Origin of the sequence: Agaricicola taiwanensis (genome assembly GCF_014635245.1) — a bacterium.
Taxonomy (GTDB): Bacteria; Pseudomonadota; Alphaproteobacteria; order Rhizobiales; family Methylopilaceae; genus Agaricicola; species Agaricicola taiwanensis.
Map to the genome: position 1 here is coordinate 307,552 of NZ_BMCP01000002.1, position 20,326 is coordinate 327,877.

A 20,326-nucleotide genomic window follows, 5' to 3' on the forward strand; every position below is an offset into this window, starting at 1 on the left:
CTCACGAGCTTAAGGTTTCGAGGAACGCGCCCTCCTTTGCCGTTTCCGGCCGACAGGTTCAAAACAGGCCGAACCCCGGGTGCGCTATAAATGCCTCACGCGGGCTTTTGACCCGCGCGATGCGGGGCCGTCTCTAGCCGCCGCCGGGCGTGAAGTCAATGCAACGCTATGATGAAGGCGGCCGACCATATATGTATGGTGCGACGGAGCCCGTCGAAGAGGCGAGGCGCCGTCCTTCACGTCATATGAGCTGAGCCGCCGGAGCCGATGCGCTTTCCGCCCGATTTTCTGGACCAGATCCGCGCCCGTCTGCCCGTCTCCGACGTGGTTGGCCGCAGGGTCAAGCTGCGCAAGCAGGGGCGGGAATGGGCCGGGCTCTCGCCCTTCAACAAGGAGAAGACGCCGTCGTTCTTCGTGAACGACCAGAAGGGCTTCTACCACGATTTCTCCTCCGGCAAGCATGGAGACATCTTCGACTTCGTCATGGAAACCGAAGGCCTGCCGTTTCCGGAGGCGGTGGAGCATCTGGCGGGCATGGCCGGGCTGCAGATGCCCCAGTCGAGCCCCCAGGACATCCAGCGGGAGAGGCGCCGCGCCGGTCTCGGTGAGGTGATGGATATGGCGGCGCGGTTTTTTGAGCAGGCGTTCCGCGATCGGGCGGGGCAGAACGCCCGGACCTATGTGGAGCGGCGCGGACTCACCGCCGAGACCATTGCCAAGTTCCGCATCGGCTATGCGCCGGGCGACCGCACGGCTCTGAAGCGCTTCCTGTCGGACAAGGGCGTGCCGCTGTCCGATCAGATCGAGGCCGGTCTCCTGATCGCCGGCGACGATATTCCTGAGCCCTACGATCGTTTCCGCGACCGGGTCATGTTTCCCATCGAGGATGCCCGCGGCAAGGTGATCGCCTTTGGCGGACGTGCTCTTTCCGCGGATGCGCCGGCCAAATACCTCAACTCGCCCGATACGCCGCTGTTTCACAAGGGTACGGTCGTCTTCAACCATCACCGCGCACGAGCCGCCGCCCATGCCAGCGGAACCGTCATCGCCGTGGAAGGCTATCTGGATGCTATTGCACTCGACCAGGCCGGCATCGCGCATGTGGTGGCGCCGCTGGGCACCGCGCTGACGCCAGAACAGGTGGGATTGCTGTGGCGCATGTCGCCCGAACCGATCCTCTGCTTTGATGGCGACAAGGCTGGCATTCGTGCGGCGCATCGTGCGGTGGATACGGTTCTGCCCCTGATCGGGCCCGGCCGCAGTCTTGCCTTTGCCTTCCTGCCCGATGGGCAGGATCCCGATGATCTCGTGCGGGGCAGCGGCCGCAAGGCCATGGAAGACGTGCTTGCCGCGGCCAAGCCTCTGGTGGAGGTGCTGTGGACCCGCGAGCTCAACGCCGCCTCCCTGGACACGCCCGAGCGGCGGGCGGCGCTGGACACGCGCATTGGCGATCTCGTGCGCGAGATAAAGGATGAAAATGTACGCCGCCACTATGCGAGCGAATTGAAGGCGCGGCTGTTCGAACTGATGCCGGCGCGCGGCGGGCAAAAGCCCTTTGGCCGAAAAGGTGGGGCACTTCCTGGTCGGTCCCGAGGGGGATGGCGTGATCCGCGCGATCGACGCGGCATCACAGCGGCTGATATGCAGCCGCTCACGCCCGCATCGCTGGCCCTCGGCGGCACCGCACGCCCCAGCCCCCGCGAGGCGGTTCTCCTGTCGGTGCTGGTGAGGCATCCGGAATTGATCGACCGGCATCTGGACGCGCTGATGGACCTTGAAATAGGAAACCGCGATTTCGATATGCTGCGCAGCGCCATGGTTGATCTGGCTTCCCAGGGAGGCGCCGATCATGCAGAGCAGTTTGCGGCTACTCTGGAGCGCTCCGGGCATGGCGAGCGGCTGAGTCGGCTGAGCGCAGCCATGCCGCCTGGAGTCTGGTGGGCGGAGCCGGGCGCGCATGTCAGCGATGCCGAGACGGGCTTCCTGCACACGTTGGCCTTGCACAGGAAGGCCCACGCGTTACATAAGGACCTCAGGGAGGCGGAGCGCGCTCTCGGCAACGATATGAGCGAGGAGAATTTTGCTCGTCTCTCTGATATTCAGCACCAGCTCCGCGCAGTTGAAGGCACGGAAGCCACCATCGAAGGCTTCGGCGCCTTCTCGGGCCGTGGGGCTAGGACTTTGTGACGCGTCCGCGCATTTGGGGCGCTAGGTTAATTGTGATTTAAGAGGCACGCACCACATTCACACATCAATTCGGCGACGAATGCGCCACCAGTGTGACGGATTGCGCGGAGATATCTAAGCATGGCGACGAAGACAACGGTGAAAGACGAAGCACAGGACGGCCAGGCTGCGCCCGAAGGCACGACCGACAGCCCGTTGCTCGATCTTTCCGATCAGTCCGTTCGTCGCATGATCAAGGCCGCGAAAAAGCGCGGCTATGTCACCTATGACGAACTGAATGCCGTTTTGCCCTCCGAGGAGGTGAACTCCGAGCAGATCGAGGACATCCTCGCCATGCTCAACGAGATGGGCATCAACGTCATTGAGAACGAAGAGGCTGAAGAGGCCGAGCGCAAGGCCGAAGACGGCGACGGTGACGACGAGGAGGAAAGCGGCGGCGATCTGGTCGAGACCGCGCGTGGTCTCCCCGCCCGTGCCGAGACAAAGTCCGAGCCGGCCGAGCGCACCGATGATCCCGTTCGCATGTACCTGCGCGAAATGGGTACAGTGGAGCTTCTGTCGCGCGAAGGCGAAATCGCCATCGCCAAGCGCATCGAGGCCGGCCGCGAGGCGATGATCGCTGGTCTCTGCGAGAGCCCGCTGACCTTCCAGGCCATCATCATCTGGCGTGATGAGCTCAACGAGGCAAAAGTGCTTCTGCGAGATATCATCGACCTTGAAGCCACTTATGCCGATCCCGAGGGCAAGGGCGCGGAGACACCGGTAAGCGAGCCTGAGGAAGAGCCTCAGGAGCGGCCGGAAGGCGAAGAGGGCGCGCCGGAAGGCGAGATGGATGACGAGGACGGCGAGGGCAACCCATCGCTCGCCGCCATGGAGGCCGAGCTTAAGCCCAAGGTGCTGGAGACCTTCGACAAGATCGCCGAGAACTACAAGAAGCTGCGCAAGCTGCAGGATGAGATCGCCGGAATCCGTCTCGGAGGCGGCGATGTTTCGCCCGCGCAAGACAAGAAATATACGGACCTCAAGGATGAAATCGTCCTGGAGGTGAAGTCCCTGTCGCTCAACCAGAACCGCATCGATGCGCTGGTGGAGCAGCTTTACGGAATCAACAAGCAGCTTGTGTCGCTGGAAGGCCGCCTGTTCCGGTTGGCCGACAGCTATGGCGTCGATCGCCTCTCTTTCCTTGCGGAATACCAGGGCTCTGAACTCGATCCCAACTGGACCGATCGCATCGCCGGTCTCGACAAGCGCGGCTGGAAGGCATGGGTTGCGGCCGAGGCTGAGACCATCGAGAGCATCCGCCAGGAAATCTCGGCACTTGCCACGGAGACGGGCCTGGAGATCCAGGAATACCGTAAGATCGTGCACATGGTGCAGAAGGGCGAGCGCGAGGCCCGCCAGGCGAAGAAGGAAATGGTGGAGGCGAACCTGCGCCTCGTCATCTCCATTGCCAAGAAATACACCAACCGCGGCCTGCAGTTCCTCGACCTCATCCAGGAAGGCAACATCGGCCTGATGAAGGCCGTTGATAAGTTCGAGTACCGCCGCGGCTACAAGTTCTCGACCTATGCCACCTGGTGGATCCGGCAGGCGATCACCCGTTCGATCGCCGACCAGGCCCGCACCATCCGCATTCCGGTGCATATGATCGAGACGATCAACAAAATCATTCGCACCTCGCGCCAGATGCTGCATGAGATCGGGCGCGAGCCGACACCGGAAGAGCTGGCGGAAAAGCTCGCCATGCCGCTGGAAAAGGTGCGTAAGGTTCTCAAGATCGCCAAGGAGCCGATCAGCCTCGAGACGCCTGTGGGTGACGAGGAGGATTCGCACCTCGGCGATTTCATCGAGGACAAGAACGCGCTGCTGCCGATCGATGCGGCCATCCAGTCGAACCTGCGCGAGACAACGACCCGGGTGCTCGCTTCACTCACCCCGCGCGAGGAACGTGTGCTGCGCATGCGTTTCGGCATCGGCATGAACACCGATCACACGCTGGAGGAAGTGGGCCAGCAGTTCTCGGTGACGCGCGAACGCATCCGCCAGATCGAGGCGAAGGCGCTGCGTAAGCTCAAGCACCCGAGCCGCTCGCGCAAGCTCCGCAGCTTCCTCGACAATTGATCCTGACGCTGAAGCGTCACCTGGTCCTGTTATATGCCCGGCCCTCGTGCCGGGCATTTTCACGAGAGTTAGACCGCCATGGATACCGTCACTCAGATGCTCTTCGGCGCGACGGTCGCGCAGGCGGGCTTCCGTCGCAGGCTCGGGCGCAAAGCCCTGGTGGTCGGCGCCATCATGGGGCTCATCCCCGATCTCGACGTTGCGGTCGGCTGGATCTGGGGGCCTTTCGCGAGTTGGCAGTATCATCGCGCTTTCACCCATTCGCTGCTGTTCGGCCCGCTGGTGGGGCCGATCTTCGCCTGGATGATCTGGCGCTGGCAGCGAAGCAGACATCCCGCTCTGACTGCAGATGAGGAGCAGCACATGCTCCGGGCATGGGTCTGGCTCTGTGTGCTGGGGCTCTTCACGCATCCTTTGATCGACGCCTTTACCAGCTACGGCACACAGCTGCTGTGGCCGATCACTACGACGCGCTTTGCCATCAATTCCATGCCGATCATCGATCCGCTCTATTCGCTGGTGCTGATCGCGGCCGTTGCGGTGGGCATCGCGGTCAAGAAGAGGCCGCGGCTGGCGCAGGACGTGGCGGCGGCGGCTCTGCTGTTCATCGTGCTCTACTCGCTCGGCGGATGGGCTCTCAACACACAGGTGGAGCGGGTCGCTCGGGAACAGTTCGCAAGAGCAGGCGAGGTCACCGCCTATCCGTTGTTGTTTCAGCCCTATTATCGTCGCGTGCTGGTGACGACACCTGATACCGCTTACGTGGGCTACTATTCGGTGCTCAACCCCAAGCCCATTGATTTCCAGGAATTTCCCATCGCCAGCGGCCCCGAGGTCGAGGCGGTGAGGGCGACGCATGAGGGAGCCGTGTTCGAGTGGTTCTCCATGAACAAGCCTTTGTGGCGGTCAACACCACAGCAGGATGGCTCGCGCATCGTGGAAGGCTATGACCTGCGCTATGGCATGCCTGGTCCCTCGAACCTCAGCATGTGGGGCGTGCGCGCCCGTGTGATGCCCGACGGAACGCTCGCCGGGCCAGTGGAGCGCTTCTCGACACCGCGCGAGGCCACTGGTGATCAGTTCCGCCAGTTCTGGCACGACATGACCGGTCTCTAACGGCATCAGCGAGCGCTGAGCTTTCGGAACATCCTCGTCATTCCCGCGCTTAAGGTGCAGCGCTAACCGCAGGATTCTGAACAGGCATGATGTCTCGCTGGCAATGGCTGCTGCGCCAGATGGTGCGGCAGATCTGGTTTCGCACCACCTTGTTCTCCGTTCTCGCTGTGCTCACGGCGCTGATCGCGATCTGGTCGAAGCCTTTGATCCCGACGGATATGCCGGCGAAGATTGGCTCCGACGCCGTCGACAACATCCTTGGTATCATTGCCTCCAGCATGCTGGCGGTGACCACCTTCTCGCTCAGCACCATGGTGTCCGCCTATTCGGCCGCGACGAGCAATGTCACGCCGCGCGCGACGAAGCTGCTCATCGAAGATTCGACCACACAGAACGCACTGGCCACCTTCATAGGCTCATTTCTCTATAGCCTCGTCGCTATCATCGCCTTGGCGACAGGTCTTTACGGCGCTGAGGGAAGGGTGGTTGTCTTCATCGTCACTATCGGCGTGATCGTGGTGATCGTGGTGATGCTCCTCCGGTGGATCAATCATCTGTCGCGGCTTGGGAGGGTTGGCGAGACCACGGACAGGGTCGAGGCCGCCACCCGCGCGGCGGTGGAAGACCGAAGGGAGGCGCCATGCATGAGGGCGCGGGAGTTGAGAGATGAAGGGATGATCCCTTCAGGTGCCCGCGCAATTCATGCCGAGGCAATCGGTTATGTGCAGCATATCGATGTGAAAGCTTTGTCCCGCATTGCCAAAGAAGGCCGATCGACCGTCTATGTCACCGCCTTGCCAGGGTCCTTTGCTGATCCGTCACGGCCCTTGGCCTGGGTAGAGGGAAGCGAGAGCGAGGAGCGGATCGACGAATGGCGCACAGCCTTTTCCATTGCCGATCATCGTTCGTTCGATCAGGACCCACGGTTCGGCTTCTGCGTGCTGTCGGAGATCGCGTCGCGGGCGCTCTCGCCGGCGGTCAATGATCCCGGCACGGCGATCGATGTTATCGGGCGCGGGGTGCGGCTTCTCGCGCTGTGGCAGGAACCGCCGAATGCTGATGACGAAGATGACGTAACATACGAGCGTGTTTATGTGCCGCGCATCCAACTGGCGGATATCTTCGAAGATTTCTTTTCACCCATCGCTCGAGATGGAGCAGCCATGATGGAAGTATCGCTGCGTCTCCTCAAAGGGCTTCGCACCCTTGCCAGGTTGGGTGACGCGGAGATGCTGGCAACGGCGCAGGTTCACGCGCGGCTCGCGTTTAAAAGGGCCGATGCAGTGCTTACCCTCGACGAGGAGAAGGAGCGTCTGGCCGCCCTGGCGCAGGAGATCATGTCCATCGGTCGGGGTACGGCCTTGTAATCGGTGCCTGACATGCCGATGTGTCCACTACCTTCCTTTATGGAGGCAACATGCCGCCCATCTCCGTTCTTGATCTCGCTTTCATTCCGCAGGGCTCGACCGCGTCCGATGCCCTTCATCGCTCTCTCGATCTCGCCCAGCATGCGGAGCAATGGGGATACAAGCGCTTCTGGCTGGCCGAGCACCACAACATGGTGGGCATCGCCAGCGCGGCGACCTCGGTGGTCATCGGGCATATCGCCAGCGGCACCAAGACCATAAGAGTTGGCGCGGGCGGCATCATGCTGCCGAACCACGCGCCCATGATCATCGCTGAGCAGTTCGGCACATTGGAGAGCCTTTATCCGGGACGCATCGATCTTGGTCTTGGCCGCGCGCCCGGCACCGATCAACGGACGCTGAGGGCGCTCCGCCGCGATCCTTCCGCCTCCGATGCCTTCCCGCAGGATGTGCTGGAGCTTCAGGCCCTGCTCGGCCCACTTGAGGAGGGGCAGGTGATCCAGGCGGTGCCAGGCACCGGGACACAGGTGCCGTTGTGGATTCTCGGATCAAGCCTCTTCGGCGCACAACTGGCCGCTATGCTCGGCCTGCCATATGCCTTTGCCTCACATTTCGCACCCGGCGCCCTCATGCAGGCCCTGGAAGCCTACCGCGCGCGCTTTCAACCTTCCGAGCAGCTCGATCGCTCCTATGCCATGGCTGGTGTGAACGTCATCGCCGCCGAGACGGACGAGGAGGCGCGGCGCCTTTTTACTTCCGCGCAGCAGCAGTTCGCCAATATGTTTCGCGGTACGCGCGGAAAGTTGCCGCCGCCCATCGATGATATCGAAGCCTATTGGTCGCCGATGGAGAAGGATCAAGCCTCGGCCATGCTGGCCTGTTCCTTTGTCGGCTCGCGCGACACCGTCCGCCGCGGCCTGAAGGCATTTCTGGATAATACCGGGGTCGACGAGATCATCATAGCCGCGGCGATCTATGATCATGCCGCTCGTCTGCGGTCTTATGAGATCGCGGCAGATATCTTCGCAGAACTTTCGCAGGAAAACCTGACGAAGGCCTGAGGTTGACCGTGCCGGTCATCAAACTTAGGCTTCGGGATTATCGTTGGCCTGATCTTCCTGGATCATCTTGGCCCATATCTCCATCCCCGACGTCGTGTAAGGCGGAGTTGATCCGCCTTTTGTCGTTGTCACCACAGAAGGGAAAGCTGTGTCTGCGTCGATCGAAAATCTGGTCAACCTGGAAATCTATGGCAACTCGCTGATCGTCTGGTGCCTCTCGATCTTTTTCAGCATTGTCGTCTACAGCGTTGCTGTTACCGCGCGCCGGGTGGCGAGACGCCGCTTTCCGCTCCACACAGGCGGCGATGGTCTCTTTATTACGCAGTTCCTTGGAGCTCAGGCACGGGCAACGCAGCAGTTCTTTCTTGTGGCGCTGGCTTTGGGCACATTGGCTTACCTGCTGATATTGCCTACCCGCATCGAGGGTATCCTGGCGGCTCTGGTGACGATCGCAGTCATGGTCCAGGTCGGCATCTGGGCCACCGCGGCCCTTGCCTTGTGGATCGCGCGTTACCTTGCCCGCACCACGGATCGTGATCCGGCCAGCGCCAGCGCGGCGCAGATCATCCAGTTCCTGTGTCAGGTCGTGATCTGGTCCGCGCTTTTGATGCTGACACTGAGCAACTTCGGCGTTGATATCACCGGTCTTATCGCCGGTCTTGGTGTCGGCGGTGTTGCGATTGCCTTTGCCTTGCAGAGCGTTTTACGTGACCTGTTCGCGTCCCTGGCCATTGTGCTCGACAAGCCGTTCGTGATCGGAGATTTCATCGTTTTCGGAAATCACCTCGGAACGGTCGAGCGGGTGGGTCTCAAGACCACGCGGATCCGCAGCCTGTGGGGCGAGCAGATCAGTGTTTCCAATGATGATCTTCTGAACACGCGAGTTCAGAACTACAAGCGTATGCGCGAGCGTCGCATCTCCTTCAACGTCGTGGTGCCTTACGAGACGTCACCCGACAATCTGGAGGCGATCCCCGGTCTCATCCGGGACATCATCGAAGGAACTGAAAAGACACGCTTCGACCGCTCACATGTGGCGGCTTTCGAAGAATTCGGCGCGCGGGTGGAAACGATCTACTTTGTCCTCTCGCCGGACTTCAACCTCTACATGGACATCCAGCAGTCCATAAATCTCGGTATCGCCCGGGCCTTCGCAGAGCGTGGCATCCGCTTCTCCTATCCGACGCGGCGGCTGGTGTCCGAGAATGGCGAAGAGCTGGCGCTGTTGAAGCACCTCGACCCGGTGCAGACGTGAGAAAGACTGGCTGCGCTTGGAAAACGGCGCATGCAAACGCCCCGTTATTGTAGGAACGATCGCTTTCTCCTCGGGTTGAAGAGACAACTCAGAAATCCAGGAGAACCAAGATGGCCAGCCAACCCCGTCCGCTCGCGATCGTCACTGGCGCATCCAGTGGCATTGGCTACGAGCTTGCGAAATGCTGCATCGAGAACGGTTTTGATCTCGTCGTCGCCGCGGATGAGCCGCAGCTGGAAGAAGCGGCGAACACCTTCCGCGCCCTCGGCGCTTCTGTGACGACAGTCGTTGCCGATCTTGCCACCACGGAGGGCGTGGACGAGCTCGTTGCCGCCGCTGATGCTCTGGGGCATCCCATCGAAGCACTGCTTGCCAATGCCGGACACGGCCTCGGCAAGGGGTTCCTGGATCAGAACTTTCAGGATGTGCGCCATGTGATCGACACCAACATCACGGGCACGATCTATCTGGCCCAGAAAGTCGCCGCCACCATGCGGGCGCGCGGTAGCGGGCGCATTCTCTTCACCGGCTCGATTGCGGGCTATATGCCGGGCTCCTTCCAGGCCGTCTACAACGGCACCAAGGCCTTCATCGATTCGTTCTCCTTTGCCCTGCGCAACGAGCTGAAGGATACCGGCGTGACGGTGACCTGCCTGATGCCTGGCCCGACCGACACCAACTTCTTCGCGCGCGCCGACATGCTCGACACCGATGTCGGTCAGGGCAAAAAGGATGATCCGGCCGATGTGGCCAAGGTCGGCTTTGACGCCATGATGAAAGGCGAGGGCGACGTCGTCTCCGGTATGAAGAACAAGCTTCAGTCCGCCATGGCGACCATCACGCCGTCCGACCGGTTGGCCGAGATGCACCGGAAGATGGCCGAACCCGGTTCCGGCGCTCACTGAAGCTCCTCGACCAGTGCCGGATCGTCAGCGCCGCGAACTTTTAAGGCGCAAATGTCCGGCTCATTTCACTGATCGCGCTGCAGATCCTTTGTCAGCTCACGGCGCTGCCGCCGCGTTCTGATCTGCTCGGTGTGGACCTGCCTGCCATGAACGTGGTGCTGGACACCCTCGGCGAGGATGTCGAAGCCTCGCCGAGCTCCGATAGGCAAGTCCTCGGACCCATATAGGCCCACCACCTCGACAAGAATGAAGCCCACCTGAACCTTCTCGTCGCCTGAGCGATCGATGCCTGGCGCGGCGTGAAGCGCGTGCTCGATCAACTGACGGAAAGAGCCGATGTCTCTGCTTTCGCCCGCCTGCAACGGTCCTTGCCGCGTATGTTGATGAGGTTCCCTGTCTCGCTGTTTCTCAGCGTCAAAAACATCGGTGACAGGGGTGATGATTGTTCCGCTTGAGGTCTCCAGGCGCACGAAAACGCTGGAGATGTAGATCGGCCCCGAACTCATGTTGCTGACGAGGCAGCGGGCGTCCAAATCTGACCCAACTCCCCGCGTGATGATGAGCGTGGCGCGAAGCTGCCGCCTGTAGCTGCTGACGAAGACCTGTAAATAGATCGCCCAGATAGCGAGCGTTCCAAGGTCCGTAAGAGCGCTAATGGCTTCGCTGTGCTCGGCAATCCATTGCAATGGGAGCTCCATACGGCGTTGCAGCCGAAAGTTCAGCAACCAAGGATATCGCTCGCGGGTTCCGCTGTCGGCAGGCCCATCCCCGCGTGGAGAGGAAGATCACGTAAGAACGCTCTTCACATCCTGGGGCGTCAGCACCTGATAATCTCCTTCAGCGAGATCGGCGGGCAACTCGAGGGTGCCTATGCGATCGCGATGAAGGGCGGTGACGTGATTGCCCACAGCCGCGAACATCCGGCGCACCTGATGGTAACGGCCTTCGGTCAGCGTTACCGTGGCGGCCTTCGGCCCATCCACTTCCATGGGAACGGGCAGCAGCGGCCGCTCCTCGCCCTCCAGCAAAAGTTCGCCCGAGGCGAAAGCATTCGCCTCATGCCCCTCAAGCGGACGATCGAGCGTCACGCGATAGCGTTTCGTCACCTGGCTCTTGGGCGAGATGATCTTGTGAAGCAGCGCGCCGTCGTCGGTGAGGAGGATAAGACCCGACGTTTCCTTGTCGAGCCGGCCCACGGTGGACAGCGCGGGGTCGCGTCGGCGCCAGCGCTCCGGCAGAAGGCTGTAGATCAGCGGCCCCGCTTCCTTATGGGAGCAGGTCACGCCGCAGGGCTTATGCAGCATGAGGATCATGCCGGGAAGGGGATCGAGCGGCTCTCCCTCCACGGACAGGCGGGTGGGAAGATCGCTTTCAAGTGCAATCCTGGCATCGGCGTTTTCAAGCACCTCACCGTCCAGTTCCACCGCGCCATGACGCACCAGCGCCTGCACCTCTCGGCGTGAGCCGTAGCCGAGGTTTGCCAGCAGCCGGTCCAGCCGAACGCTCTTGCTCATTTCACCGCCTCATAGACTTTGAAGCCCTGAGCTTCGCTTTGCAGTTCGAAGCGCGCGAAAAGCTGGGCGAGGAGGGCTTCATAGGGAAGGTGCTTGTTGGCGACAAGCCACAGGCGCCCTCCACGCCGCAGGATGGACGCGGCTTTCTCGATGAAGGCCTTGCCAAGCGCCTTGTCTTCAATGCCGCCATCATGGAATGGCGGGTTCATGACGATGAAGTCCAGCGTGGGCAAGGTGACTTTCCGCACATCGGCCCACTGCAGGCTCACGCGTGGATCGTCGACGTTACGCCGCGCGGCTTCGATCGCGCGGCGGTCGATGTCGATGAGCTGGAGGTTTGAGACGGCCGGTGAGGCGAGGACACCATGGGCGAGATAGCCGGTGCCGCAGCCAAAGTCGGCGCCCCGGCCGGACAGCGGCGGTAGACGCTCGACCAACTGCACACTGCCGGGATCGAGCCGGTCCCAGCTGAAGATGCCGGGTTGCGACCACAGGCCGATGTCTTCAACAAAGCGTGGTGCGCCCTCTGCGATGGCCGCGTCCAAATCAGGAGAGACGTCAGGCTTTCCGGCCGTACATATCCGGTAGTGACGCTTTGATTTTTCCTGCACGACGCAACCAAGACCCTTGAGGTCTTTGGCGATACGTGACCCGCCCTTGTCCTTGAGGGCAAGCGTGGTCAGCGAAGCTCCTGGGCTTAGCGCTCTCAAGCCCAGTGCCAGCGCGGCACGACGCTCCACCGTGCCGGGAGGCGCGAGCATGGTGAGGCTCTGCAGCATGTTCTCGTGTTTCTCAAGGTCGTCTGCGCCGGGGATCAGCGGTGAGAACTGGACCGCTTCATCGGGATAGTCCGCGAGATCCCGCGGCGGCAGGCCGTAGAGGCCATGTCTGACATTGGTCATCATGCAGTCCGTTGTGTCGTGGTCTTCCTACAGGTCATGGCCGTCCTGCGAAAGCCTAGCTTTTGCAGTGGCGTGGCGCGTGATAAGGGGCGCGGCATGTCGTTCTCTGTCGCCGCCCTCTATCAGTTCGCCGCTTTGCCCGATGCCGCAGAACTGCGCGCTCCACTTCGCGCTCTGTGTGAAAGCCTCGGGATTCGCGGGACGCTGATCCTGGCGGTGGAGGGGATCAACGGCACTGTCGCCGGCACCGATACCGCCATCGCGGCGCTGATCGGGGAGATCACCAAGGGGGCCCTGTTCGGCGGCCGCCTTGATGCTCTTGAGCTGAAGTACTCACGCGCGGAATCCATGCCATTCAAGCGCTTGAAGGTTCATTTCAAGAAAGAGATCGTGACCATGGGCGTGCCCCAGGCCGATCCGCGCCGGGCTGTCGGCAGCTATGTGGCCCCGGCCGATTGGAACGCGCTCATCACCCAGCCGGATGTGACTGTCATCGACACGCGCAACAGCTTCGAGGTTGCCATGGGCACCTTCGAGGGAGCGGTGGATCCGGGCACGACCACCTTCGGCGAGTTTCCTGATTATGTGCGGCAGAACCTCGACCCCGCGCAGCACAAGAAAGTCGCCATGTTCTGCACCGGCGGCATCCGCTGCGAAAAGGCGACCTCTTATCTCCTGTCGCAGGGCTTTGAGGAGGTCTTCCACCTCCAGGGCGGCATCCTGAAATATCTCGAGACAGTGCCGGAAAAGGAAAGTCTCTGGCGCGGTCACTGCTTCGTCTTCGACGAGCGCGTGGCGCTTGGCCACGGGCTCACCGAATGCAGTGAGGACGTGCAGCGGCCGGACGTAAAGTGAACCGGTAGTCTAATCCCAGAGACCCTTCGGCATCGGCAGGCCGTCATACACCCGCTGGTCGATCGCTGTTGCCGCGCCGGTGGCATCCTGGATGATCTGATCGAGCTGCCGCGTATGTTGGCCGGAATGCCAGGTGCCGCGCTCGAAGATGCCGGAAAGAGGCTGCTCGCCGTAATAGGTCTTCACCCGCCGCTCTCCGATATCGGCCGGCATCTGCGCGATCCACTTCTTCAGGCGGTCGGTCGAGGTTTTTGCATAGGCGAGGAGATCGTCCTTCGTCTTCAGATGATCAAAACGTACGTTGGTGATGCTGCGTGTGTCCTCCAGACCCGTCTCCTGCGAGGTGACAAAACCGTCGGGAATCTGGAAGATGTGATAGCTGAGTTCGCGCACGGTGCGGGGGCGGCCGTGAAAGGCGCGCTCGTTCAGCCGATCATCTGGAATCTGCTCGATGAGGTCTGATGCCTTATCGAGAAAATAGGTCCATTTCCGTGCCAGTTCTTCCATGGACAAGCGGCTTACCTTCCGGTCGATGCCGACGAAGGCTGCCACATCGTCCAGCGACTGACCGAAGGTCATCTCCTCGCCCTTGAAGACGACGGGAACCGTCATGATGCCGCGGCGCTGCATCTCATCAAGCCCTGTCGGATGGGTGAGGATGTTGACGGATTCAAATTCCACGCCGGCTTCCGTCAGGAGCTCCTTGATCTTGACGCAACTTGTGCAGCCGGGCTGCCAGAACAGGCGAATACGTTCCGCTTCCGCGATATCGGCCATGATTGTTTCTCCCTATCCGCTCTGAGCTTGCAGATTCAAAGCATCCTATTTCAGGTGCAAGTGCTTGGCCAGAGACGGTGACATAGCAGTTTCATGGCCCGAAATGGCGTAAGATTAACGCCTGGTAAATCGAAGTCTTCTTCTTTTGCATTGAATGTAACCGCTGCTTTATGGAACTATAGTATGTTTCGCGTTATGGCAAAGTGGCGCGGCATGATTGATTTCCTGCAGGAGGCGAGCGGTAATGTCGCCGTTGCCACCGCGCTCGCGGCCATTCCTGTCGTGGGCGCCATGGGCGTGGCGCTGGATCATGTGCGTCTCTCGGATATGAGGGCTGAAATGCAGGCAGAGGCCGATGCCGATGCCTTGTCCAAACGCAACGGTGTTTGGCTCGACGATGTGCGTTACGAAGTTGTCCGCCAAGGAAGGCTCGATACATCGATCATGGCCGTGCTCGGGCTGACGGAGGTCGACTTCACGGTGCGGGCAGTGGCGCGCCATGTGCCGCCGGTGAGGGTCTATGGGCCTCCCGCCTATATGTATCTCGATGGCGATGCGATGGATTACAATCGCATCGGCGTCTACTGCTACAACAAGGCTGAGAACACCCGGTCCGAGATCGTCATCCTGGCGGACAACCGGGGGCGCACCTTCGACGTGGACATTCCCCAATGCGGGCCCGGCGAGAGTTTTGAACTCGCGCTCCACAACGTCTGGTACGGCGAGGAAAACTTCAATAACCCGGCCTTGCAGCGCTATTACAAGACCGACACCGGCGTTCCCGACTGGCAGAACGCCAACAAGGCGCGGGTACTGGAGACCTACCTCTGCGACACCGAGCAGGAGTGCTATCCGGTAAGCATGGGCGGGCCGCTGCCGGAAGGTCCGAATCGCGTCCCCCATATTGAGACCCGACCCTGTGAACCCGGGCACTTCATGTACTACGGGTGGGAGGATACGCCTGAATCCTTTGGCGACAGCGACTTCAACGATATTCGCCTGATCATGGCCTGCCCGGACGTTGATGAGACCACGCGTGAGGTGCGTCTGATCGAATGATCAGACGACCACCGTCAACCGCTTCGCCGCGCGGGTGATGCCGGTGTAGAGCCAGCGCTCCCGCGCATCGGGAAAGGCGAAGCTTTCGTCAAAGAGCACCACATCGTCCCACTGCGATCCCTGCGCCTTGTGAACCGTCAGGGCATAGCCATAGTCGAACTCGTCATAGGCCTTGCGCTCCAGCCAGTCGAACTTCTCGATCTCGCCGATGAAGCATTCCGGGCGCACCGAGACCTTGGCGTGCGCGCCCATGCCATCGTCGGAGAAGATGTGCATGGTGACGATGTGAGACTTTGAGACCGCGCGTTCGGTCACGTTCCAGAGGCCGCCGTTGAACAGTGCCTTGCGCTTGTTGTTGCGCAGGCAGACCAGCCGGTCACCGGCGATAGGCAGCGGATCTTCAAATCCGCGGCGCAGGCGCATACGCGCGTTGTAAGCCTTGCGCGTGTTGTTGCGCCCCACGAGCAATTGGTCGGCTTCCAAGGCGCGGGCAGCATCGAAATCTGCTTTCCGCACCACCTGCGTCTGGCCGAAATCCCGCGGCTCCAGACGCTTGCCCGCGCGAACCTCCATGGAAAGGCGAACGATGGGGTCGTCTTCGGCCTGGCGATGCACCTCGGTCAGCATGGCGTCAGGCTCGCCGCTCGTGAAAAAGCCACCGCCCTGGATGGGCGGCAGCTGCGCCGGGTCGCCCAGCACCAGCAGCGGGACGCCGAAGGAAAGAAGATCACGGCCGAGTTCGGCATCCACCATGGAGCATTCGTCGATCACGATCAGCTTGGCGCGTGAGGCGGGGGCATCGTCCCACAGCTCGAAGTTGGGCGCCTCCTCGTTTCGCTCACGCGTCCTATAGATCAGGCTGTGGATGGTGGAGGCGTTGTGGCAGCCCTTTTCACGCATGACGAGGGCTGCCTTGCCGGTGAAGGCGGCAAACTGCACCTTGCCATCCACGCCTTCCGCCAGGTGACGCGCGAGCGTCGTCTTTCCCGTACCGGCATAGCCGAACAGCCTGAAGATCTGCGGCGTGCTGCCTTCGCCCGGACGCTCCTTCAGCCAGCTGGCGACCGCGTTGAGAGCGCTATCCTGATGTGGGGTAAAATTCGGCATGACAGCGGTTTAGTAAGGTTTGGCAGGAGGTTGTGGCACGGTGCTCAAATTCTGATTCCACGAGTTGAGAGATTGATTCATCTGCGGTTTTCCGTCATTGAGCCGTGGCTGCCAAGTGCCCCGGCGCGGAATTTAGCAAGGAGATCCGCATGCTCGTGACCTTGATGAAGGGCAAGATTCATCGCGCCCGTGTGACTGGTGCCGATCTCGACTACGAAGGCTCCATCAGCATCGACCGCAGATTGATCGCCGCGGCGGGGTTCTTTCTCAACGAGCGGGTCGATATCTACAACATCACCACGGGCGCCCGGTTCTCCACCTATGTGATCCCAGCCATGGTGGAGGGGGCACCGCAGGCTGAAATCTGTCTCAATGGCGCGGCTGCGCGGCTGGTGCAGAAGGGCGATGAGATCATCATCGCGGCCTATGCGCAGATGACGCCCGAGGAGGCCGACATCTTCCGGCCCAAGGTCGTTCTGGTGGATGAAAACAATCAGCCCAAGGGAACTTGACGTCTGAGGCAACGTTGAGGGTGGCATGAAAACCAAGGTTATCCTCAACGCCCGCGCCGGAACACTTCTCGACAAGGGCGGGGATGACCCTGCCGGCATGGTGGAACGCGCATTCGAAGCAGCCGGGCAGCCGGTCGATGTCATTCTCTGCGAGACGGAAGGCATCAACACCTGCCTTGATGAAGCGGTGAAATCGGAGGCTGAGGCCGTCATCATCGGCGGCGGCGATGGCACCGTGGCCATGGCGGTGGACCGGCTGGCCGGTAAGGGCACGGCGCTTGGCATCCTTCCTTTCGGCACTCTGAACCTGCTCGCCAAGGACATCGGTATTCCACTGGAGTTCGAAGCCGCGGTCGAGGCACTGGCGAAAGCCCGGCCGAAGATGATCGATCTTGCGGAAATCAACGACAAACCCTTTCACACGCTGTCCGGCCTCGGCTTCTTCAGCGAGATCGCACGGGCACGCGAGGAGGTGAGGGGGCTGAAGCTGCCGTTCGGCCGCTATGTCGCCGTCGCGGTTTCAGCCTATCGGGCGCTGAAGCGCGTGAAGCCCATGAAGCTCGAACTCGATGTCGATGGTTCAGTGCGGCAGGTTGAGGCCTACGCGCTGCTCGTCACCAACAATGCCTTCGAGGGGCCCGGCTGGAGCCGGCCAAGGCTCGATGAGGGAGTGCTGGAAGTACACGTGGGTCACGATACAACGTTGGCAGATCGGTTGAAGGCCGGTGCCGATCTGATCACCGATGCTTGGCGTGACAATCCTGAAATCGAGAGCTTCAAGGCGCGCCGGGTGACGGTGTCGCGCCGGAACCGCACGAAGCTCTGGACAGCCACAGATGGGGAAGTCAGCCGCGAAACGGCGCCGTTGCGTTACTCGATCCGACCGCGAGGCCTCGCGGTCCTCGCGCCGGATTGATACGCCCTCAGTTTTCCAGTTCGAAAGTCACGTTCACATTCACCTGCACCTCGCTTTCGCCGGGTGCGATCGGTACGGGCGCCGCGGCTTTGGCGAATTCCGCCCGCATCATCATTGGCATCGGCCGGTTGCTGCCGCTCTCGCTCATGTCGACAACCCGCCCAAGCCTTGCGCCGGCGGCGGCGGCATAAAGTTCCGCCTTGCGTTTAGCGTCGGCGAAAGCAGCTTTGCGCGCGTCATCGAGTTTCCGGTCGGCATCGGAAATTTCGAACGACAGGCCGTTGAAGTGGTTGGCGCCTGATGTGACTGCCTTGTCCAGGATATCGCCGAGTCGGGTGAGATCGCGGACACGTATGGTGACCGAATTGCGCACCTCATAGCCGGTGATGCGCGGCGCTTCGTTGTTGTTTTTCCGGTCGGCATAGCGAGGCTGAATGGTAAAGCCCGAGGTCGCAATGTCGCGATCCTCAAGGCCTGCGTCCTTGTAGCTCTGCATCACCTGGGTCATGGCGGCGGTGTTGGCGTCCAGCGCCTCGCGGGCCGTCTTGCCTTCGGTGACCACCGACGAGCTGATGCTGGCGCGATCAGGGGCTGCCGTCAGCGTGCCTTCGCCGTTGATGGTCAGCGTCGGCCGCCTCGGAGCGGCATCCTGAGCCAGCGCCGGAGCGGCCAGGGCGGTAAAGGCGATGAGGGAAAGAGCGGCAAGACGCATGTCGTACTCCTGAGCATGATGGGACTATGAGCATCATCGAAATACGACAGCTATGCGGCAGCCTGCCCCTCAAGGGAAGCTTGGCGGCGAAAATGCTTGGACAACCCGCACGGTTGCGTGATCAACCGTCAAGCACGATGGTCGCCCCGCGACGTAGGAAGGAATCATGACGGAATATCTTCTCTTGGCCGGGGCAGCCTTTTTTGCTGGAATGTTGAACACCGTGGCGGGGGGAGGCACTTTCCTGACCTTTCCCGCGCTCGTCTACACCGGTGTCCCTGTAGTCGCGGCCAATGCGACAAGCGCCGTGGCCGTCTTTCCCGGCTATCTCGGCGGCGTGCTCGGATTCCGGCGGGAGCTGCAAACCTTCGAGCGCAAGAGGCTTCTCAAGATCATAGCGGCGACTTCGATTGGCGGCCTGATCGGTTCGCTGCTGCTGCTCGTCTCGTCCAACGAGGCATTCTCGGCCGTGGTGCCGTTTCTCCTGGCGCTGGCGACATTTGCCTTCGCCTTTGGTGATCGGCTGCAGGCCTGGGCACGCAGTCGCGGCGCCGAAACGGCGGAGGGGCCCATCGGAACCACTCTCGTCTCCATTTATGGCGGCTATTTCAACGGTGGACTCGGCATCGTGCTGCTCGCGCTCTTCTCGCTCTGGGGCATGCGCGACCTGAACGCCATGAACGGCCTGAAGAATGGGCTCTCGTTTGTCCTGTCCGCCATTTCGGTGGTGACCTTCGCGGTGGCCGGCCTTGTGGCCTGGCCCCAGGCGCTGGTCATGATGGCTGCCGCCACCGTGGGCGGCTATGCGGGCGCTCCGGTCGCGCGGGCATTGCCGCGCTCGGTGGTCCGGGCGGTGGTCATTATCGTGGGCTCGGTCATGAGCCTGATCTTCTTCGCGAGGCTCTTTGGATAAGACTGCGCTGTCATAAAGAGGCGCCAGCTATGGCTGACTGGCTTGATCGGCTGGAAAAGCCATGAGCAACGTCGATAAAGGCTTGCATCGGGTTGGACGGTGTTTCGGCTACCCAGGCCAGGGCGAGATCGACCAGCGCGGGGATCTGATTAAGGGGGCTGAAGATGATCTCAGGGTGGGAGGTACGGGAGGCCCATTCAGGCAGGATCGCGATCCCGACACCGGCCGCGACCATGGTGAGGATCGAATAGGTGTGCTGCGCTTCAAACACCACCCGCGGCTTGAATCCTGCGCGATTACAATAGCCCGCCACGTGCTCCTGGAACTCCACCCCGGCAACCGGCGCGTAATGGATGAAATCCTCCTCGGCCAGATCTTCGAGCGTCACGGGCAGGCAACCCGCAAGTCTGTGCTCGCGCGGTATGGCTGCGACCACGCCTTCGGACGCCAGCACCAAGGTTGCCAGCCGTCGCGTGTGGACGGGTAGCCGGAGCAGTCCGAAGTCGAGCTGGCCGGTAAGAAGATCGGGGATCTGGCCCGCTGTTTCTCTGTAGGTCGGAGCAACGAAGATGTCGGGGCGGGCCTTGTTGAACGTCCGGATCAGCCAGGGCAGCACCTCGAACGAGGCGGCAGGAGTGAAGCCGACCCGCAGATGGCCGCCGCCGCCATCGGCGATCAGGCGTGTCGACGCCACAGCCTCCTCGACCTGAGCCAAGGTATATTTGGCTCGTTCAAGGAAATGGGCTCCAGCCGCCGTGAGCTTGACCGAGCGCGTCGTCCGATCCAGCAGCCTCGCGCCCAATCGCTCTTCGAGCTGGCGAACCTGGGCGCTGAGATGTGGTTGGGCCATTCCGAGTTTCTCGGCAGCGCGTCGGAAGTGAAGCTCTTCCGCGACGGTGGCGAAGATTCGGAGATCGCGCGTTCCGATCGTCTTATTCATACACACACCTGGATCAATAAATGCCGATAATTTATTGGACGCGCCATTATGAATTGGGTCTGATCAAGCAAGCAAGAGGTCGCCAGCACGCCAGGGTCGAACATCGG

General features: G+C 61.4%; 19 protein-coding genes. 12 read left to right on the forward strand and 7 right to left on the reverse strand.

Translation table 11 applies throughout. The features are described from left to right. Positions 1–267: 267 nt before the first annotated feature. The 7 genes from dnaG to IEV58_RS08970 all read left to right on the forward strand — a co-directional run bounded on the left by dnaG (position 268) and on the right by IEV58_RS08970 (position 10,012). Positions 268–2,187, forward strand: a complete 1,920-nt coding sequence (dnaG, locus tag IEV58_RS08940) for a DNA primase (protein WP_188409394.1) — start codon at positions 268–270, stop codon at positions 2,185–2,187. A 120-nt stretch (positions 2,188–2,307) separates the two neighbouring features. After that, positions 2,308–4,308 carry an RNA polymerase sigma factor RpoD gene (gene rpoD / locus IEV58_RS08945; protein ID WP_188409395.1) on the forward strand — a complete coding sequence of 667 codons (2,001 nt, stop codon included), beginning with the start codon at positions 2,308–2,310 and terminating at the stop codon, positions 4,306–4,308. A gap of 78 nt (positions 4,309–4,386) precedes the next feature. After that, a complete protein-coding gene (locus IEV58_RS08950) occupies positions 4,387–5,424 on the forward strand; it encodes a metal-dependent hydrolase (RefSeq protein WP_188409396.1) in 1,038 nt (345 codons plus the stop codon). Positions 5,425–5,510: 86 nt separating this feature from the next. After that, on the forward strand, positions 5,511–6,791 hold the full coding sequence (locus IEV58_RS08955; protein WP_188409397.1) for a DUF2254 domain-containing protein: 1,281 nt from the start codon (positions 5,511–5,513) through the stop codon (positions 6,789–6,791). Positions 6,792–6,841: 50 nt separating this feature from the next. Next, entirely contained in the window at positions 6,842–7,852 is a 1,011-nt protein-coding gene (locus IEV58_RS08960; RefSeq protein WP_188409398.1) for an LLM class flavin-dependent oxidoreductase, read from the forward strand. 148 nt (positions 7,853–8,000) lie between these two features. Beyond that, the gene (locus tag IEV58_RS08965) at positions 8,001–9,107 is read left to right on the forward strand and encodes a mechanosensitive ion channel family protein (RefSeq protein ID WP_188409399.1); all 1,107 of its coding nucleotides are present in this window, start codon (positions 8,001–8,003) and stop codon (positions 9,105–9,107) included. 110 nt (positions 9,108–9,217) lie between these two features. Beyond that, entirely contained in the window at positions 9,218–10,012 is a 795-nt protein-coding gene (locus IEV58_RS08970; RefSeq protein WP_188409400.1) for an SDR family NAD(P)-dependent oxidoreductase, read from the forward strand. A 65-nt stretch (positions 10,013–10,077) separates the two neighbouring features. Here the strand turns inward: IEV58_RS08970 and IEV58_RS08975 are convergent, their stop codons facing one another. The 3 genes from IEV58_RS08975 to IEV58_RS08985 are packed head-to-tail and all read right to left on the reverse strand — an operon-like array spanning position 10,078 to position 12,431. Then, positions 10,078–10,737 carry a hypothetical protein gene (locus IEV58_RS08975; protein ID WP_229729309.1) on the reverse strand — a complete coding sequence of 220 codons (660 nt, stop codon included), beginning with the start codon at positions 10,735–10,737 and terminating at the stop codon, positions 10,078–10,080. Positions 10,738–10,797: 60 nt separating this feature from the next. After that, a complete protein-coding gene (locus IEV58_RS08980) occupies positions 10,798–11,526 on the reverse strand; it encodes a pseudouridine synthase (protein ID WP_188409401.1) in 729 nt (242 codons plus the stop codon). Continuing rightward, positions 11,523–12,431, reverse strand: coding sequence for a class I SAM-dependent methyltransferase (locus tag IEV58_RS08985; protein ID WP_188409402.1), 909 nt, complete (start codon positions 12,429–12,431; stop codon positions 11,523–11,525). Before IEV58_RS08985 ends, IEV58_RS08980 begins: the two co-directional genes overlap by 4 nt. A 93-nt stretch (positions 12,432–12,524) precedes the next feature. On the opposite strand from IEV58_RS08985, the gene trhO reads away from it, so the two are divergent. After that, positions 12,525–13,283 carry an oxygen-dependent tRNA uridine(34) hydroxylase TrhO gene (gene trhO / locus IEV58_RS08990; protein ID WP_188409403.1) on the forward strand — a complete coding sequence of 253 codons (759 nt, stop codon included), beginning with the start codon at positions 12,525–12,527 and terminating at the stop codon, positions 13,281–13,283. A gap of 9 nt (positions 13,284–13,292) precedes the next feature. Here trhO and IEV58_RS08995 read toward each other — a convergent pair whose 3' ends face one another. Next, positions 13,293–14,060 carry a glutaredoxin domain-containing protein gene (locus IEV58_RS08995; RefSeq protein ID WP_188409404.1) on the reverse strand — a complete coding sequence of 256 codons (768 nt, stop codon included), beginning with the start codon at positions 14,058–14,060 and terminating at the stop codon, positions 13,293–13,295. A 183-nt stretch (positions 14,061–14,243) separates the two neighbouring features. Between IEV58_RS08995 and IEV58_RS09000 the strand changes: the two genes are divergently transcribed. Further along, positions 14,244–15,119, forward strand: coding sequence for a Tad domain-containing protein (locus IEV58_RS09000; protein ID WP_188409405.1), 876 nt, complete (start codon positions 14,244–14,246; stop codon positions 15,117–15,119). On the opposite strand, the gene IEV58_RS09005 is transcribed toward IEV58_RS09000, so the two are convergent. Continuing rightward, the gene (locus tag IEV58_RS09005) at positions 15,120–16,226 is read right to left on the reverse strand and encodes an ATP-dependent DNA helicase (RefSeq protein ID WP_188409406.1); all 1,107 of its coding nucleotides are present in this window, start codon (positions 16,224–16,226) and stop codon (positions 15,120–15,122) included. A 149-nt stretch (positions 16,227–16,375) separates the two neighbouring features. Between IEV58_RS09005 and panD the strand changes: the two genes are divergently transcribed. Both panD and IEV58_RS09015 read left to right on the forward strand, forming a co-directional pair. Further along, a complete protein-coding gene (panD, locus tag IEV58_RS09010) occupies positions 16,376–16,738 on the forward strand; it encodes an aspartate 1-decarboxylase (protein WP_188409407.1) in 363 nt (120 codons plus the stop codon). Between the two features lie 25 nt (positions 16,739–16,763). After that, a complete protein-coding gene (locus IEV58_RS09015) occupies positions 16,764–17,654 on the forward strand; it encodes a diacylglycerol/lipid kinase family protein (RefSeq protein ID WP_188409408.1) in 891 nt (296 codons plus the stop codon). A 7-nt stretch (positions 17,655–17,661) separates the two neighbouring features. On the opposite strand, the gene IEV58_RS09020 is transcribed toward IEV58_RS09015, so the two are convergent. Continuing rightward, positions 17,662–18,366, reverse strand: a complete 705-nt coding sequence (locus tag IEV58_RS09020; RefSeq protein ID WP_188409409.1) for an SIMPL domain-containing protein — start codon at positions 18,364–18,366, stop codon at positions 17,662–17,664. A gap of 166 nt (positions 18,367–18,532) precedes the next feature. Between IEV58_RS09020 and IEV58_RS09025 the strand changes: the two genes are divergently transcribed. Then, positions 18,533–19,279: a sulfite exporter TauE/SafE family protein gene (locus tag IEV58_RS09025; RefSeq protein WP_188409410.1), complete on the forward strand. Its 747-nt coding sequence runs from the start codon at positions 18,533–18,535 to the stop codon at positions 19,277–19,279. Positions 19,280–19,289: 10 nt separating this feature from the next. Here the strand turns inward: IEV58_RS09025 and IEV58_RS09030 are convergent, their stop codons facing one another. Then, complete coding sequence (locus IEV58_RS09030) at positions 19,290–20,219, reverse strand: LysR substrate-binding domain-containing protein (RefSeq protein ID WP_188409411.1); 930 nt, start codon at positions 20,217–20,219, stop codon at positions 19,290–19,292. Positions 20,220–20,326 lie beyond the last annotated feature (107 nt).